Here is a 17812-nt window from a genome sequence, read left to right on the forward strand (position 1 = left end):
CCGAAGCGACCGAAGCGACCGAAGCGACCGAAGCGACCGAAGCGACCGAAGCGACCGAAGCGACCGAAGCGACCGAAGCGACCGAAGCGACCGAACAGCCTGAGGACTTGGAAAAACCACTGTCAAGTATTGTTGCTGGTGACCAAAACACACCGATTGAGGCCGCTGCAACACCTCAAGCTAATACTTCAGCGAAGCTGAATGCTCGTAAAACACCCCGAACACCTACAACTCGCAGGTCTCGGACTCGAGCTAAGCCTCTAACAACTCCACCTTCGGATTCAGATATCTAGTCACACAGGGGCTGATAAACAGCCCCTTCTCATTTATCGGACGATTTATTATCGTTATTAAAGGTAGGAAATAACCCAAACAACCGATGTGTATTCAAATACAACTGCTTGGACTGCTCCATATAACGACTGAGTAAATCGCCCATCAGAGGGGTTTGAGTGCGCAAAAAATCAGCCCACGCCTGAGTAGAGTGCAATCCACTTTTGCTCTGAATGTCTAACAGGGTCTGGATGCTGTGCTCTAAGTAACGACTCCAAACGCCCTGCCAAGGCCCATAACAGCGGATAATATTTTTCAGCATATCGCTAGAAAAAATAGGCTCTCCCGTACCACTTTCAGCTTCTTGAATAACTTGTAACAACACAGAACGGGTTAAATCCTCTCCGGTTTTAGCATCAAGGATTTGAAAAGTGACATCATCAACAACCAATTGGCGCACATCAGCCAAAGTAATATGCGCACTTAGTTGAGTGTCATATAGGCGGCGATTAGGGTATTTCTTGATTAAACGAATTGAGCTGGGCATCTCAGACATGCACGGGGTTTCCAAAGAATACTTCAGTACCTGCATCCTAACAGATGCCGAAGTGACACAAATCAAATAAGGGTCATGGTCTATCCTTATTCTGAGCAAAGATTTAAATTCACCTGAATCAAAAAAGGGAGTGTATCTAGCATGGCAAAGCGTATTGCAGTCGTTACCGGAGGTATGGGCGGGATTGGGACTAGCATCAGCCAACGCCTGTACCGCGATGGATTTGTAGTAGTGGTTGGCTGTACGGGTAACAGCACCATTGAGGATCAATGGCTAGAGGATCAATTGAAGCTGGGCTATGAATTCCGAGCAATGCCCTGTGATATCACTGACTGGGATCAAACCGTGCAAGCCTTCGCCAAGGTAGCTGCCGAAGTGGGCCCCATTGATGTACTGGTCAATAACGCGGGTATTACTCGCGACAGCACCTTCCGTAAAATGACCTTGGATCAATGGCAAGCGGTCATTAATACCAACCTAAGTAGCCTGTTCAACACTACCAAACAAGTGGTTGACTCCATGCTGGAGCGTAACTGGGGACGGATCATCAACATCTCTTCCGTCAACGGTCAACGCGGCCAGTTCGGCCAAGCCAACTATGCAGCAGCTAAAGCGGGCGTACATGGACTCACCATGTCTTTAGCTAGGGAGTTCGCCAGTAAAGGTATTACGGTTAATACCATCTCCCCCGGTTACATCCGTACCAGCATGACCTCAGCCATTAAAGAAGAGGTACTGGAAAAAATCGTTTCAGGTATTCCTGTGGGCCGCTTAGGACTGCCGGAAGAAATCGCCTCTATGGTTGCTTGGCTAGCTTCAGAAGAAGCTGCCTACGCCACAGGTGCTGACTTCTCAGTAAACGGTGGTCTCAATATGGCTTAAAGCCAATCACGACAGACACTACGACTGGTCATAGGATAAACCTGTGGCCAGTCTTGCTGAGCTAGATTTCCCCTTTCCTCTACGAAGATCTTGCAATGGATAGTGCCTCCCCTTTTCCTGCTTTGCTCGCCAACCCTATGCCTCTAGTCATTCGTTCCACACTGGAACAACTGCGTTTTTGGGTTCGAATGAACCCTTGGTTTAAAGACAGCTACCGTGATAGCTGGTTTGAGGTTGAAACCTCCGTTTTAGAAGACCTGCAAACAGAATACAACCGAGAATGGGGGCAAATTAGCGTACGCAGTATGACGCTACAACCCTTCTCATTCAGCGATCGGCGGTTTGCTGATAAAACTTGGAGCCAGCCTTTTTACGGCAGTATTGCCGCGCTCTACCTACTGAACGCACAGACGCTGACAAAACTGTTTGGAGTGCTTTCCATTGACGACCACAGGTCATATCGACGACTGCGCTTTATTTTGGAACAGACTATTGCAGCCTGTGCGCCCAGCAATTTCTTAAACCTAAACCCTGAAGCTCAACATCGCTTGGTAGAAACTCAGGGCGCTAGCTTATTTACTGGATTGATGCATTTAGCCAGTGATATGCAAGAAGGCAAATTGCGCCAATGTGACAAAGGTGACTATGAAGTAGGCGTAACCTTAGCGACTACTCCGGGCGCGGTGGTGTATCAAAACCCAATATTTCAACTAATTCAATACACACCAACCACTGAGCAGCAGTTCAAAAAACCAATATTGATCGTGCCGCCTGCGATTAACAAATTTTACATTTTGGATCTGCAACCCAAAAACTCCATGATCCGCTATTTGGTGGCTCAGGGACATCCTGTGTTTGTCATATCATGGCGTAATGCTGATGAAAGTATTGCCAATGCCTCTTGGGACGATTATTTAGAACAGGGCATTATCGAAGCCATCCGTGTCACTAAAGACATCAGCGGCAGTGACCAGATTAATGCTGTGGGTTACTGCGTTGGCGGTACACTACTCTGCACCGGACTGGCCGTTTTAGCTGCCCGCAATGACTATCCGGCTGCCAGCCTTACCTTGCTCGCCACCCTACTGGACTTTGAAGAAACGGGTGAGATCAGCATCTTTATCGACGAAGAATTGGTTAGCTACCGTGAGCGAACCATCGGTGGGCAAGAAGGTGGCCCTATCGGTGTATTCCGTGGTGAAGATATGGCTAATACCTTCTCGTTACTGCGCCCTAACGAGCTTTGGTGGAATTACAGCGTCGATAAATACCTAAAAGGTATGAAACCGCGCTCGCTGGACATGCTGTTTTGGAACAATGACAGCACCAACCTCCCCGGCCCCTTTTACTGCTATTACCTACGGCACACCTACCTGCAAAACGACCTGAAAAAAGGTGTTCTAAAATGTTGTGGTGAACGGGTAGATTTGAGCAAGCTTAAAATGCCGGTCTACCTACTGGGTACGCGAGAGGATCACATCGTACCCTGGGGCAGCGCTTTCGCTAACAGCCACTTGCTTTCAGGCCCCGTCCACTTTGTGCTAGGTGCATCAGGGCATATTGCAGGTGTGGTTAACCCTCCAGCTCAAAACAAACGCAGCTATTGGACGGCTGAGCAGATGGAGGATACCCCAGAGCAATGGCTGGCTAAAGCTACAGAGCATCCCGGAAGCTGGTGGCCGGACTGGATGACTTGGTTAAGTAACCTAGATGCAGAGCAACAGCCCAGTGTTACGCAATTAGGCACCCCAGAGTACCCCGTCTTGGAAGCTGCACCCGGCCAATACGTTAAAAGCTGAACCTATTAAGTTGTGAAGGATTGCCCATGACCCTTAGATCTTGGCTTAAGGCCGCAGGGATTAGCCTAGCTATAGCTACTGCCCTTGGTTTTAGCCTGTGGCAAAAATTACAGCCTGATCCCTTGGGAGATCACTTTGCTAAGGGAAATGGGCGCATTGAAGCCACTGAAATCGACATCGCCACCAAGCTAGCGGGTCGTTTAGTAGAAGTTCTGGTGGATGAAGGCGACTTTGTACAACCGGGACAGATTTTAGCCCGTATGGACACAGACACCCTGACTGCCCAGTTAAACCAAGCCAAAGCCCAAGTACGCCAAGCCGAAACAGCTATTCTCACCGCCCAAGCCAAGGTGGCACAGCGAACCAGTGAGTTAGCCGCTGCTGAGGCAACGATCCAGCAGCGTCAAGCAGAACTTAATGCGGCAGAGAAACGGTTTAAACGCACGGCTTCGTTAGTTAAAGATCAAGCTATGTCACGTCAACAATACGACGATGATTTAGCCAATCGACTCAGTGCCCAAGCCGCTCATACCTCTGCTAAAGCTCAAGCGTTATCAGCTCAAGCCGCCATAGAGGCTGCCCGTTCGGAAGTCACCGAGGCTCAAGCTAATCTGGAAGCCGCTAAAGCTAGCGTACAGCGCTTTCAAGTCGATATTGATGATAGCCAGTTGAAAACCCATAGGGTTGCTCGTGTGCAATACCGAGTGACTGAGGTTGGAGAGGTATTAGGCGCAGGCGGAAAAGTCCTGAATTTAGTGGATCTAACCGATGTGTACATGACCTTCTTTTTGCCCACTCAGCAGGCAGGTCGAGTGGCTCTGGGTGCAGAAGCTCATTTGATTTTAGATGCTGCCCCCCAGTATGTTATTCCGGCCCGAATCAGCTATGTGGCTAGTATTGCCCAGTTCACACCTAAAACAGTCGAAACAGCCAGTGAGCGGGAAAAGCTTATGTTCCGCATCAAGGCGCGCATTGACCCACAGCTATTAAAAAAACATCTGGAACAAGTTAAGACCGGCCTACCTGGTACTGCCTATGTAAAGTTAGATGCCCAGACAGACTGGCCTGAGCATCTACGCGCTAACGTCCAGCTATGAAGTCATCCATTGTTGCCAGTTTGCAACAAGTCAGCCTAGAGTACGGAGAAACTCAAGCTCTACGTGACCTCAGCTTAGAAATTCCTGCTTACTGCATGGCGGGTTTAATCGGCCCCGATGGTGTCGGAAAATCCAGTTTAATGGCACTCCTAGCGGGTGCGCGCAAGATTCAAACGGGCTCAGTTCAGGTACTAGGCGGGGATATGGCGGATGCCCAACACCGCCAGCAAGTCTGCCCACGCATTGCCTATATGCCACAAGGATTGGGAAAAAACCTCTACCCTACGCTCACTGTTTTTGAAAACTTAGAGTTTTTTGGCCGCCTGTTTGGGCAAGATAAACAAGAACGCGCCGCACGTATTGCTGATCTGGTACAGAGCACGGGCCTAGCGCCTTTTACAGAACGACCTGCGGGTAAATTATCCGGCGGAATGAAGCAAAAGCTCGGTTTGTGTTGCGCCCTGATCCATGATCCTGACTTGCTTATTCTGGATGAGCCCACTACCGGCGTTGATCCGCTTTCCCGTAATCAGTTTTGGGAGCTGATCGGGCGTATTCGCCAAAATCGTCCACAAATGAGCGTATTGGTAGCCACCGCCTATATGGATGAAGCCCAACGCTTTGATTGGCTAGCGGCGATGGATGAAGGCCAACTACTGGCCTGCGACAGTCCTGAAAATCTACTTAAGCAAACCCACTGTGACACCTTAGAACAAGCTTTTATTCAATTACTGCCCGAACATAAACGGGCTCAACATGAGGTTCTATCCATTCCTCCCCATAGCTCCGATGGGGTGGTGGCCATCGAAGCACGTCAATTAACCCGATGCTTTGGCGACTTTGTGGCGGTTGATCATGTGGACTTTCGCATCGAGCGTGGAGAGATCTTTGGATTTCTAGGCTCCAATGGTTGTGGAAAATCCACCACCATGAAAATGCTAACGGGCCTACTCCCCTTTAGTGCAGGAGAGGCTTTTTTATTTGGCCACCCGATTGATCCCCATGACTTAAGCATTCGCCATCGCGTGGGCTATATGTCGCAGGCGTTTTCTCTGTACACCGAATTAAGTGTGCGACAAAACTTGGAACTGCACGCTCGGCTATTCCATATTCCCAAAGCCCAGCGTGATCAACGCATCGAAGAAATGCTAACGCGCTTTGATCTACATAGCGTCGAGCATATTTTACCCTCCAACCTCCCCTTGGGTGTGCGCCAACGCTTATCCTTAGCAGTCGCCGTTATCCATCGACCAGAGATCCTCATTCTCGACGAACCCACCTCAGGCGTAGACCCTATAGCCCGAGATAATTTTTGGGAACTTCTGGTGCAAATGTCCCGCGAAGAAAGGGTCACTATTTTTATCTCAACCCACTTTATGAATGAAGCAATGCGTTGTGATCGAATATCACTAATGCATGCAGGTAGCGTGTTAGATAGCGATAGTCCGAAAAACTTAATGAAAAAACGTGGATTATCCTCACTTGAAGATACTTTTATCGCTTACTTGGAAGATGTGCAAACGAACGAAGAGTCAAAATCTACAGAGCCCATTAGTTTGACAGTAGAAAATGCAGTAAAACACAACCTAAAATCCTCCAAATATAAATCTTTCAGTTTACAACGCCTCTTAAGTTATAGCTTAAGAGAAGGGATGGAGTTACGCCGCGACCCAGTACGTGCCTTACTTGCTTTAGCAGGAACCATGTTACTGATGTTCATTATGGGATACGGTATTAATATGGACGTTGAAAACTTAACATTTGCAGCTTGGGATCAAGATCAAACTACCGCCAGCCAAAAATATTTATTAAATATATCCGGGTCTCGTTATTTTATTGAGAAAAAGCCCATTTATAGCTACCAAGATATGGAGCAAAGACTACGCAGTGGCGAAATAAGTATGGCAATAGAAATCCCACCAAACTTTGGTCGAGACTTAAAGCGTGGGGCAACACCTAAAATTGGTATATGGGTTGATGGAGCCATGCCTACTCGTGCAGAAACCATCAAAGGCTATGTGCAGGGAATTCACAGTTTATATCTTAGTGAATTAGCTCGTGAATCAGGAGTAACTAACCAAATGGGCTTGGTTGATATAGCCCTACGCTACCGCTATAACCCAGATGTACAAAGTATACCGGCTATGGTTCCTGCGATGATTCCCATATTACTTATGATGATTCCAGCCATGCTTACTGCCTTAGGCGTAGTACGAGAAAAAGAACTAGGGTCAATTACCAATTTTTATGTAACTCCAGTAACTCGTTTAGAGTTTTTATTAGGGAAACAGATTCCCTATATCTTGTTAGGAATGTTTAATTTTTGCCTATTAGTTGCATTGGCTGTTTATATATTTGGAGTACCTGTTAAAGGCAGTTTACTTGCGCTAACTTTTGGAGCACTGCTGTACGTTATTTGTTCTACAGGTTTAGGCTTGCTGATGTCATCTGTACTGAATTCACAGATTGCAGCTATTTTTGGTACTGCTATTGCCACATTACTACCTGCTTTGCAGTTCTCTGGACTTTTGTATCCTGTCTCCTCATTAGAGGGGGCTGGCGCTTTCATGGGGCAAATTTATCCCACCACGCACTTTATGATCATTAGCAGAGGTGTATTTTCTAAAGCCTTGGATTTTTCTGAGCTTTATTCTTATTTTATTCCTATGTTACTGGCTATTCCCATACTGACCCTATTGAGTGTAATAGGCTTGCCCAAACAGGAGCGCTAGTATGCTCCTGCAAAAAACAAGCAACATTATCCAACTGGGATTAAAAGAATTACGCAGTCTATATCAAGACCCTGCGATGCTACTGCTTATTTTATATTCATTTACTGTAGGAATTTATGCCAGTGCCCATAGCATCCCAGAAACACCCTACCGAGCAACATTAGCCGTCATTGATGAAGACCAATCTACCGCGTCTAATCGAATTATTGATGCTTTCCAAATGCCCTATTTTTTAAAGCCAGAGCACATCGGTTTAGATGAGATGGATCATGGCTTGGACTCTGGGCTTTATACCTTCACCCTAAATATTCCACCTAAATTTCAACAGGATTTGTTAGCAGGACGTACACCCAGTATTCAATTGAATGTTGATGCTACCCAAGTGAGTCAAGCCTTTACTGGAGCTGGATATATACAACAAATTATTAATACTCAGACCAGTGAGTTTATTGCTCGCTACCGCAACATTGAGTCCTCCTCAATTGAAGCAGTAGTACGTATGGAGTACAACCCCAACCTAATTTCAGCTTGGTTTGGTGCTGTCAATGAAGTAATTAATCAAATAACTATGCTGTCCATCATATTGACTGGAGCAGCGGTCATTCGCGAACGAGAGCATGGAACCATTGAGCATTTACTGGTAATGCCTTTAACACCAGTGGAGATTATGCTGGCTAAAGTTTGGTCTATGGGATTGATTGTTTTAGTAGCAGCTATATTTAGTTTATTCCTTGTGGTGCATATTTGGTTAAACGTACCTTTATATGGTTCTATAACCTTATTCATATTTGGCACTACTTTATTACTGTTTACCACTACATCAATGGGTATTTTTTTAGGCACAGTAGCACGCTCTATGCCTCAACTGGGTCTACTGATTATATTATTGCTTATTCCATTACAAATATTATCTGGTGGAAAAACCCCGCGAGAAAGTATGCCTGAGCTTATTCAGCATATTATGCTGATTGCCCCCACAACACACTTCGTCATACTCGGGCAAAGCATTCTATTTCGAGGAGCCGGTATATCTACCGTATGGCCACAGCTAGTTGCTTTAGCCGGTATCGGTAGCCTATTCTTTTTTAGTGCATTATCAAGGTTACGCAAATCCTTGCAATAACATTATCAAAATATCCAAAAGTGAGAAAACTATGAGTTGGATAACTAAATTGCTTAACTTAAGCAAGCCTAAAAAAATCATGCTTGCAATATTGGCAGCCCTTATGATTTTCAATGATATTGGGCGCATTATTTCCATGCTCACTGACTTAGCTTTACTCAGCGCTTTTATTTTTATTTTGGCTAAAGGATTGGCCGAGGTAGAGCAAAAAAATAATCCTTAAAAATAAGCGACTCTAAATGAGTCGCTTATTTTATGCATAATCAGCGTATATTTTGTGCTTCCATTAAATCAATTTTTCTAATTAACTTACGTGCCAACTGCTCATCCAGCTCCTTAGTTCGAGCCATTCTAAAAAGCTCGGCACGCTCAGCTCGTAACCCAATTAAGCGTAACTGTTGTTCTATTTCCTCCAAAGCTCTTGGTGTCATAGGACCATCCACTGGCGCTATTTGGCTATTAATTCTATGCCGGTAGACATCAGTTACTCGTGCTGCTGCTTCAATATATAAACTAGCATCAGGCAGAGTCTCACTCATTTTATACTGGGCATTTTCAATAGCACGAATAGCTGCTTCTGCTGATTTATTTCGTGCTAAGTCCTCAGTTTGCTCTTCTTCAGGTTCTGACGGAATAAATAATCCACGAACTAATAGAGGAACGCCAATACTAGCTACTATAAGTGAAACAATGATCACTCCAGCGGCCAAAAAAATTACTAAATCACGTGCAGGGAAAGGATATCCTGCACTAATGAATAATGGTAAAGTTAATACACCTGCCAAACTAATGGCACCACGCACACCCGCTACTGAAGTCACTGCAGCAATATGGATAGCATTGCCTATTCTAAAGTTATTGGCATCTTTCCCAGTAAAAATGGTGAATCTTAACGAAATAAAAACCCAAATAAAGCGCAAAGCGCCTAAGGCCAAATTAATAACCAAAATATAATAGAGTAACAATAACCAAAAACCATCATCTTGGGGCTGCCCTGCCTCTCCTAAAATCTCACTTAAATTTGCTACAATTCCTGGGAGTTGCTCTCCCAGTAAAACAAACATTAATCCATTTAGAGCAAACTGTAACATATCCCAAACAGCAGTACGTCGAACTCTTGTTAGGGCTAAAGCCTGACCTGATAGTTCGCTATACCCCATAGTAATTCCAGAAGCCACAGCCGCTAAAATACCCGAGCAATGCAAGTGTTCAGCTGCAAGATAAACAATAAATGGAAGTAATAGGCTAATCAGAATCTGAGCAGAAACCTCTTCTCCAAAGCGCTTTGAAACCCATATTTTGGCTTTGGTAATAATTAGAGTAATAGTAACGCCAATGGCTACTCCACCAAGAGATAGCTTTAAAAAATCAACGACTGCATCAGAGAGAACAAAGCTACCGGTCAATACTGAGGCAATCGCAAAACGTAAACACACCAAACCTGATGCATCGTTTAATAGAGATTCACCTTCCAAAATATGCATTAAGCGCTTAGGTATGGGGATACGCGAAGCAATAGCAGACACAGCCACAGGATCGGTAGGTGAAATTACTGCCGCTAACGCAAAAGCTACTCCTAAAGGAATACTAGGAATAAGCCAATGAATAAAATAACCAGCACCAATAACTGTGAACACCACTAACCCGATGGCTAAGGATAAAATGATACCTCGATCACGAAACAAGCCTTCTTTAGGAATTCTCCAACCGTCTAAAAACAAAAGTGGCGGTAGAAATAATAAGAAAAATACTTGAGGATCTAACTCTAGGCGCCATTCAGCTACCATGCTGATACTGGCCCCTAAGGCAATTTGTATCAAAGGTACTGGAATTTGTAGCCGGAAAGGCAGCATTCGCACTATGATGCTGCTAAACAACACAGCGACAAACATGATTAAGATTAGAGAAAAGGTTTGCATGCAGGCCTCTGAAAACCCAAGTTAAGCCGGTTGAATACTCTCATACCCTTGTTAATAAAATCTGCTTAATGGTTGTACTTTATTAGGATTCAGTGTTGCCACTCCTACCTCTTGACAAACCAAAAAATTATTGCATGGATACCGGAAATCGTTTTTGAATAAGTGTATTTCGATGAAATGTTGACCTATCTCATATTCTATCGGAACACAGGGGTCGCCCTATCTAAAGCTTAGGCGTAGGATTGCAGCTAGAAAGATTGATTAACTGGTGGAAGTAGCTACAGATGAAACAACAAGTTACCCGACTCTCCCCTCATCAAAACGGCAAAGTATTCGCTATCCTGATGGCTAACACTGCGTTGGTTGTTTTCGTACCCATGTTGCTCATCGCATCTATGTTTGCCCCTGAAGAGAATACTCCTCATCCTTTAATGGTGTTTTTAATTCCGATTCTCTACTTAGTAATGGGTTATATTGCAGTAGCAGCAGCTTGCGTACTCTATAACATCATGTGTCGGTTCATTGGTGGTGTAGAATTCGAATCTAATGCTGTATCTGATAAGCACGATCATTTGAAAGAAAATAGCTAATATTTTAAGAGTCTATGTATAATAACCCCATACAGCATTGACTGTTATGGGGTTATTTTTTTCAATCACCAAAAGCGTTGTTCATTAATTTTAGACAAAACCTTAGTTAAGGATTGCTCCAAAGTATTAGCTACTAACATAGATATTTTTTGTGTAATTGGTTTTTTCTCAACATAACTTACCTGAAACACGTCAGCCTCTTTAGAACGCTGCAATAAATACTCATCACTGGTTTTTAGCTCATCAACAAGTCCATGATTTAAGGCTTGGCTGCCTAGCCAAACTTCTCCTGTTGCTATTTTATCAATTAGCAAATTAGGGCGATGGCTAACTACAAACTCTTTAAATAACTGATGAGTGGTATCCAAATCTTCCTGAAATTTTTCTCTACCTTTTTGAGTGTTTTCTCCAAAAACAGTCAGTGTTCTTTTATACTCACCAGCAGTAAATAACTCAAAATCAATATCGTTCTTTTTCAACAGCTTGTGTACATTAGGTAGTTGAGCAACTACGCCAATAGAGCCTAGGATTGCAAAAGGTGCTGAAATTATCTTATTTCCGATACAAGCCATCATGTATCCACCACTAGCGGCTACTTTATCGACACAGATAGTTAGCGGAATTCCTGCTTGCCGAATACGTATCAATTGAGAGGCTGCTAGTCCGTAAGCATGAACCATTCCTCCAGCACTTTCTAACCTAACGACCACCTCATCATTGGAAGTTGCACTGCTTAATAATGCACTAATACAGTGTCTTAATTCTTGTACAGCGGATGCTTTGATATCCCCATTAAAATCCAGAACAAAAACCCTTGTATTAATTGTTTGTTTTCTATCTGTTTTTTCTTCTTTAGTTGTTTTTTTAAGCTCTTTTTTAGTCAGCATAGCACTTCGTAGCTGGAGTTCTAGGTTTTTGTAACTCTCATTTAATTTGAGTACTTTTAATTTTCCCTGCTCTCTACTACTTTGCGTATTTTTTAGAGCGGATGCTGCGATCAATATGATTAGGATACAAGCTAAGACTGTTAAGACTTTGGCCAAAAAAATAGCATACTCGTAGGATAAGGATTCCATTGTGACGGGGATCTCATTTCAGTGGATGAGAGGGCTCAGGCTTAGTTTTACAGTTTGTTTTGTTTCGTTCAATGGTTTACAACCCTATAATTATGCGAATAGTAATTTAATAATTTTATTGCTTGACCCATATAAAGCTTGCTTATTAGAATTCATTCCATTTTTAATTTTAGGTCTAGGAATATCATCAACCATGCCGCCAGCTCCTCCTCGATCGTCCTTGTCTACTGGAAAATGCTTTGTGCTGTTAGCTGGTTTTTTACTACTTGCGGGCTGCCAAAGTCGATCAGTTCAGCCAGACCCGGACACTAGAGTTTCCCATAAGACTACTCGATCAATGCCCGCTTATTGGACCGAGCATTCTCCTAGCCCTATTGCTCATCGAGATATTTGGGAACGCACACGCGCAGGCTTCCAACTTCAGCATTTAACAACTGCTAACGCTCGTGTCAGCCAACATCGGCAGCGCTTTTTAAACAATCCTGCTTCACTAAAAACGATCACTAAACGCAGCGCTCCTTACATTCACTACATCGTAGAGCGGCTAGAAGAACAGAATATGCCGCTTGAGCTGGCACTACTTCCTGTTATCGAAAGCTCTTACAATCCTTTTGCGTACTCCTCTGCGCGGGCTGCAGGTCTTTGGCAGTTTATTCCTTCGACCGGAGAGTATTACAACTTACGCCAAACGCGATGGTACGATGGCCGTCGCGACATAACCGCCTCCACCAATGCAGCCCTGCGTTATTTAAGCTATTTACACGACTTTTTTAATGGAGACTGGTTACTGGCGTTAGCTGCCTATAATGCGGGTGAGGGCACGGTAGGTCGTGCAATTGAGGCTAACCAGAGAAAGGGGTTACCCACAGATTATTGGAGCTTACCACTGCCTCAAGAAACCCGTGATTATGTCCCTAAATTATTGGCCGTTTCTCAGTTAGTAATGTCTCCTCAGAATTATGGAGTTAGTCTTACTCCCGTTCCGAACAAACCCCATTTTGAAATTGTACGTCTTGATCGTCGTTTGAACTTGGCTCAAGCCGCTCGTTTAGCGGATCTGGATGAACAAGAGCTTTATCAGCTAAATCCAGCTTTTACGCAAGGTGGTATCAATAAAGATGGCCCGAAACACTTATTAATTCCTACCGATAAAGTAGATACTCTGGTATCTAAACTGGCTTCACTCTCAGAGCAAGATCCCATTGCTTATCAAGATGCTGACGAAATTCCAGAACCTACATTAAGTTGGGATATTCCTAAGCGTCCGATTAATCGCTATAGCACCAACCAACAAGTTAATGCGGTTAATCGTGCCATTGAGCAAGAAATACGCTCTACTCAAATTCTGAATGCAGTACCAGGTAGACGCATTGAGCATGTTCTAAATCCTATCGCAAGCAGACCTAGTGCCGTTATAGTCAGTAACGTGGTCAATGACGCGGGAGGTAGTGGCAAATCTAAGACTCATAAAGTTAAGGGCGGCGAAACACTGCACCGCATTGCCACAACCTATGGTCTTGATATCAACGAGCTTAAGCGTTGGAATAAACTGCCCAATAACAATATAAAACCGGGACAAGTACTCAGTTTACAGGCTCCAAACACCACGACTGCTCAGGCTAGTAAAGGAAAACAGGCTAGCGCATCTGTAGCACCTGCAACACTATACCGCGTGAAAAAGGGCGACTCTATCCAGCAAATTGCCAAGCGCTTCAATGTACAGCCTAAAACCCTAAAAAGCTGGAATCCAGGTAGCCAAGATTTAAAACCCGGCCAAATGCTCACTCTATATTTACCACGTTAAATCAAACCTTCTGCTCCAGAATGCTATGCTGAACTAAATTCAGCAGCATTCTGGAGTTTTTCATGTCCTCTCAAGCAACGCTATATGGCGCACCTCTATCACCTTTTGTACGTAAAACTCAGGTGTGCTTACATGAAAAGGGCTTAGATTATCAACTAGAAATCGTCATGCCCTTTAACACCCCAGACGGGTATCAGGATATTAGCCCCTTAAAGCGAATTCCCGGATTTCGGGATGAGCAGGTGTCTTTAGCAGACTCCAGTGTTATTTGTCAGTATTTGGAAGACCAATATCCGCAAACCCCTCGGTTATACGGTACTAATGCTCAAGAGTCTGCGAAGATACGCTGGTTTGAAAAGTATGCCGATTACGAGTTAGCGCCTTTAACTACCTTTTGTATTTTCGTCAATAGACTGCTTCGCCCTGCCCGAGGTGAGCCTTGTGATGAGCAGGCTATAGAGCTGGCCTTAACTCAAAAGCTTCCCCCACACTTTGATTATCTGGAGCAGCAGTTAGGCACACGCAATTATCTGGTTGGCTCAACCCTGAGCATGGCTGATATTGCCCTTAGCTGCCAACTCATCAGTTTAGAATATGCAGGTGAATCTTTAGATGCCAATTGCTGGCCCGCTTTAGACGCACTCCATGCACGCACTAAAGTTCACCCATCCTTTAGTAAAGTGCTCAGCAGCGAGCAAGCAATCTTGGAAGGCCTGTATGCTGCTGTAGGTAAAAAAGGCTAAACACCCTTCTGCTCCGATAGTTTTACACCAACCCAGTGGCGGGCGAACTGATAGGCACAGCGTCCGCTACGATTACCGCGCCCCAAAGCCCAACGGAGCGCCTCTTTTTCGTCCGAATCATTCCAAATCCAATTCAGGCTAGAGGCTTTGGCTAATTGATTTACCCAGTGGCGCACTGCATCCAAATACTGGTCTTGGCTAAAGGAATAAAAAGATAGCCATAAACCGAAACGATCAGATAGAGCTATCTTGTCCTCAACCGCTTCATTAGGATGCAACTCTCCTTCTACCATCTGCCAATGATCGTTGTCTGAGCTTTTTTCTGGCACCAAATGACGACGGTTTGAAGTGGCATACAGCAGTAAATTATCAGGAGCTTGTTCTAAAGATCCGTCTAAAACGGATTTCAAAACACGATAATCGCCCTCTCCTGCTTCAAAAGATAGATCGTCACAAAAGACAATAAAACGCCAACGTGCATTGTCTTGCCCTAAGGAAGCTACTAAGCGCGGTAAATCGGTTAAAGCATCCCGCTCAATTTCAATCAGGCGCAGTCCCTGAACAGCAAAACGGGCAAGTAAAGCACGAACAAGAGAAGATTTTCCTGTACCTCGCGCTCCCCAGAGTAAAGCGTGGTTAGCAGGAAAACCTTGGATAAACTGTTGCGTATTTGCGGTCAAAATACTGCGTTGACGTTCAATGCCTAACAAATCTTCCAACTCCAAAGCTAAATTAACGCTTAGAGGAGCCAGATAACCACCCTGAGCATCAGGTTGCCAACGAGCGGCTAAAACCTGTGACCAATCGGGTGTACCGTGCTTTTTAGGCAAGAGTGGTTCCAAACGTTCAAGCACGTGTTGGGCTTTTTGCAAAAAAAGGCTTAACTCAGCACTCATAAGGTGTCTTCCTGATCTCGTCTGGGTAAACACACTAGCTGGTTGGAGTATTGGGTATATATGATAAGTATTATCATCTGATAGCATTCCGACTCCGACTGCTTTATCGCGTCTATCCTATGCCCGAGTCTCAATCTCCTACCGCTCCTAGTGCGGACAACAACGGCGAACATTCTACCCCGTCAGAGGAGGATTTCTTGCGCATTTTTATGGCTCGTCGGCAACAAATGGAAGCGTTGGTACAACGCCGAGTACGTTGTAAAGCAACCGCAGCAGATCTGATTCAAGACTTGTTTTTGCGCTTTTGGAAGCGTCCCAAACAACCTATAGAAGCCTTGGACAGCTATTTAATGCGTAGTGCTCGTAATCTGGCCATAGATCATCTGCGGGCAGAACAAGCACGGCTAAGATCATTAGATCATTTAGAACATCTGTATGACCTTCCAGAAACAAGCTCCATTGATCATGCTTTACAGGCACGCGAAGAACTGCAATATATAGAACGTGCACTACAGGCCTTGCCAGAGCGGACTCGGCAAATCTTTTTGCTTAACCGTGTTCATGGTTGTACTTATGCAGATATTGCATACAGTATGAACCTATCCCAAAGTGCCGTAGAAAAACATATGATGCGCGCCTTAAATGCTTGTAAGGCTTGTCTGGAACAGCAGTATTCGGACTTTGCTGCTCCATCAGGGAATCCTCGTTCATGAACTCATCGCTTTCTTCTCCCGCTTCCGATCTATCTTGCTCAGAACAAGAGGCTTGGCGTTGGGTAATGCAACACCACAAAGGCTCGAAGGTTCTATTGGATCAGGATGAGGCATTTTTAGATTGGTTAGCGGCAAATCCTCAACATCCTCATCTATACGCTAAAGCAGAAACTGTATGGTATATGACAGCCATTCCAGCTCATTCTTTGGCTCAAAAGGATGTTGCTCTTTTAGGGCTGATTAAAAAAACGCATAGGGTAGCAAATCAAGGTCGTAGGTTTCGCTATGCTAGCTTTGCCTTAGCCAGTGCAGCCAGTATTTTGTTGATGTTGTGGGTTGGATTGAGTGGGAATCCAGAGAATTGGTTGGATGATTGGCAAGCTAATTATTTAACTGAAAACAAATTATACGAAGTATCTTTATCAGATGGTTCCCATTTAACCTTGGATGCTGATACGGCTTTGGTGGCTTATGTAGATGCTCAGCAACGCCGTCTAAAATTATTACGTGGCGCTGTCTGGCTACGAGTTAAATCTAATCCAAACCTACCCTTTATTGTGGAAACTCATCAAGGTGAGGTTCGGGTTTTAGGCACTGATTTTGAAGTTCGCCAAGAGGGTGAGCAAATCCGTGTAACCTTGGCTCAAGGGAAAGTCAGCGTACAAGGATATGCAGAACACCAAGCAGCCATTACGTTGCATCCGGGACAGCAAACACTTTTAAAGCACAGGATGGCCAGTCTACCTTATAACGTCGATGTAGAAGCTGTAAAAAGCTGGCAGATGGGCTGGCTTAGCTTTTATCAAGTCCCTTTAAAAGAGGTGATTAAACGCCTCAGCCCTTATTACCCCGGCCGTATTTTGTTATTAAATCAGTCATTGGCTGAACGTCAGGTATCAGGCACCTTCCCCAGCCAAAACCCTCAAGCAGCTTTGGAAGCATTGCAAGCCGTTTTAGGCTTTCAAAAACAAGAGTTTCTAGGGCATTTGATGGTATTGCACTGATATGACTGAACTCATTTATTCTGCACCAGCCAACGCTTGAGTAAGGGTTCAAGCTGCTCTAAAGGCTGATAACCGTTGGTCAGAAGAGCCAATTGTCCCTTAGCTTCAGCCAGTAGTGTTGGGAAACCCGCAATGCCTAAATTCTCAACCCAGTGGAAGTCATCTAAGGTCGCGTTACGCATTTCCTCACTGTCAAACAGTTGCGCAAACTGCGCTGCTTCCAAACCTACGCGCTCAGCCAACTTAACCAACAGGTTAGGGCGCATGATATCCATACCCTTTGAATGAAAGCCTTGTTGTAGCTGAATCACAAAAGGCAATACTTTGCTTGGATCCAAAGAGCGAGCACTGACGATGGCTCGGCATGGTGGCTCATTATCATAGATGGTCAGCTCAATAGAACCTGTTCCCTTCTCACCTTCATGACGCAAACCACCTGCAACAATCTGTAGAGACATACCTTCTGCCTCCGCAATCTCGGCTAGCCTTTGCAATACCGGCATAAACGCAAAGCACCAGGAGCACAGTGGGTCCATAACATAAATTAAACGACGGGCCAGCATGTGAATCTCCTAAAACAGACAACAAGGCAAAGAAAAATAACC

General features: G+C 44.6%; 17 protein-coding genes. 12 read left to right on the forward strand and 5 right to left on the reverse strand.

Going from position 1 to position 17812, the window contains the following annotated elements:
- Positions 1 to 293 (forward strand): hypothetical protein (locus LX59_RS15590; protein WP_211354829.1); only part of this gene is annotated, 293 nt, incomplete at its 5' end.
- A 29-nt stretch (positions 294 to 322) separates the two neighbouring features.
- Here LX59_RS15590 and phaR read toward each other — a convergent pair.
- Positions 323 to 829, reverse strand: coding sequence for a polyhydroxyalkanoate synthesis repressor PhaR (gene phaR, locus LX59_RS06340; protein WP_144571014.1), 507 nt, complete (start codon positions 827 to 829; stop codon positions 323 to 325).
- Positions 830 to 970: 141 nt separating this feature from the next.
- Here phaR and phbB point away from each other — a divergent pair, with 141 nt between their 5' ends.
- The 6 genes from phbB (at position 971) to LX59_RS06370 (ending at position 8685) form a co-directional block, all read left to right on the forward strand.
- Complete coding sequence (gene phbB / locus LX59_RS06345; RefSeq protein ID WP_144571015.1) at positions 971 to 1711, forward strand: acetoacetyl-CoA reductase; 741 nt, start codon at positions 971 to 973, stop codon at positions 1709 to 1711.
- Positions 1712 to 1806: 95 nt separating this feature from the next.
- A complete protein-coding gene (phaC, locus tag LX59_RS06350) occupies positions 1807 to 3510 on the forward strand; it encodes a class I poly(R)-hydroxyalkanoic acid synthase (protein WP_144571016.1) in 1704 nt (567 codons plus the stop codon).
- A 26-nt stretch (positions 3511 to 3536) separates the two neighbouring features.
- Positions 3537 to 4607: an HlyD family secretion protein gene (locus LX59_RS06355; protein ID WP_144571017.1), complete on the forward strand. Its 1071-nt coding sequence runs from the start codon at positions 3537 to 3539 to the stop codon at positions 4605 to 4607.
- Positions 4604 to 7339, forward strand: a complete 2736-nt coding sequence (gene rbbA, locus LX59_RS06360; RefSeq protein ID WP_144571018.1) for a ribosome-associated ATPase/putative transporter RbbA — start codon at positions 4604 to 4606, stop codon at positions 7337 to 7339. The genes LX59_RS06355 and rbbA overlap by 4 nt, the downstream gene beginning before the upstream one ends.
- 1 nt (position 7340) lies before the next feature.
- Positions 7341 to 8462: an ABC transporter permease gene (locus LX59_RS06365; RefSeq protein WP_144571019.1), complete on the forward strand. Its 1122-nt coding sequence runs from the start codon at positions 7341 to 7343 to the stop codon at positions 8460 to 8462.
- Positions 8463 to 8493: 31 nt separating this feature from the next.
- Positions 8494 to 8685 (forward strand): hypothetical protein, encoded by a 192-nt coding sequence (locus LX59_RS06370; protein ID WP_144571020.1) that lies wholly within the window; start codon positions 8494 to 8496, stop codon positions 8683 to 8685.
- A 40-nt stretch (positions 8686 to 8725) separates the two neighbouring features.
- Here LX59_RS06370 and LX59_RS06375 read toward each other — a convergent pair whose 3' ends face one another.
- A complete protein-coding gene (locus tag LX59_RS06375) occupies positions 8726 to 10381 on the reverse strand; it encodes a Na+/H+ antiporter (protein ID WP_144571021.1) in 1656 nt (551 codons plus the stop codon).
- Positions 10382 to 10665: 284 nt separating this feature from the next.
- Between LX59_RS06375 and LX59_RS06380 the strand changes: the two genes are divergently transcribed.
- Positions 10666 to 10971: a hypothetical protein gene (locus LX59_RS06380; RefSeq protein WP_144571022.1), complete on the forward strand. Its 306-nt coding sequence runs from the start codon at positions 10666 to 10668 to the stop codon at positions 10969 to 10971.
- A gap of 65 nt (positions 10972 to 11036) precedes the next feature.
- On the opposite strand, the gene sohB is transcribed toward LX59_RS06380, so the two are convergent.
- Positions 11037 to 12047, reverse strand: coding sequence for a protease SohB (gene sohB / locus LX59_RS06385; protein ID WP_144571023.1), 1011 nt, complete (start codon positions 12045 to 12047; stop codon positions 11037 to 11039).
- Between the two features lies 1 nt (position 12048).
- Between sohB and LX59_RS06390 the strand changes: the two genes are divergently transcribed.
- Both LX59_RS06390 and LX59_RS06395 read left to right on the forward strand, forming a co-directional pair.
- The gene (locus LX59_RS06390; protein WP_246118695.1) at positions 12049 to 13851 is read left to right on the forward strand and encodes a transglycosylase SLT domain-containing protein; all 1803 of its coding nucleotides are present in this window, start codon (positions 12049 to 12051) and stop codon (positions 13849 to 13851) included.
- A 62-nt stretch (positions 13852 to 13913) separates the two neighbouring features.
- The gene (locus LX59_RS06395) at positions 13914 to 14594 is read left to right on the forward strand and encodes a glutathione S-transferase family protein (protein ID WP_144571024.1); all 681 of its coding nucleotides are present in this window, start codon (positions 13914 to 13916) and stop codon (positions 14592 to 14594) included.
- Here the strand turns inward: LX59_RS06395 and LX59_RS06400 are convergent.
- Positions 14591 to 15490 (reverse strand): ATP-binding protein, encoded by a 900-nt coding sequence (locus LX59_RS06400; RefSeq protein ID WP_144571025.1) that lies wholly within the window; start codon positions 15488 to 15490, stop codon positions 14591 to 14593. The two genes, LX59_RS06395 and LX59_RS06400, sit on opposite strands and share 4 nt — an antisense overlap.
- A gap of 119 nt (positions 15491 to 15609) precedes the next feature.
- On the opposite strand from LX59_RS06400, the gene LX59_RS06405 reads away from it, so the two are divergent.
- Positions 15610 to 16203, forward strand: coding sequence for an RNA polymerase sigma factor (locus tag LX59_RS06405; RefSeq protein ID WP_144571026.1), 594 nt, complete (start codon positions 15610 to 15612; stop codon positions 16201 to 16203).
- Positions 16200 to 17207, forward strand: coding sequence for a FecR family protein (locus LX59_RS06410; protein ID WP_144571027.1), 1008 nt, complete (start codon positions 16200 to 16202; stop codon positions 17205 to 17207). Before LX59_RS06405 ends, LX59_RS06410 begins: the two co-directional genes overlap by 4 nt.
- 11 nt (positions 17208 to 17218) lie before the next feature.
- Here LX59_RS06410 and LX59_RS06415 read toward each other — a convergent pair whose 3' ends face one another.
- Positions 17219 to 17767 carry a DsbA family protein gene (locus LX59_RS06415; protein WP_144571253.1) on the reverse strand — a complete coding sequence of 183 codons (549 nt, stop codon included), beginning with the start codon at positions 17765 to 17767 and terminating at the stop codon, positions 17219 to 17221.
- Positions 17768 to 17812 lie beyond the last annotated feature (45 nt).

The sequence above is a fragment of the Azomonas agilis genome (assembly GCF_007830255.1).
GTDB lineage: Bacteria > Pseudomonadota > Gammaproteobacteria > Pseudomonadales > Pseudomonadaceae > Azomonas > Azomonas agilis.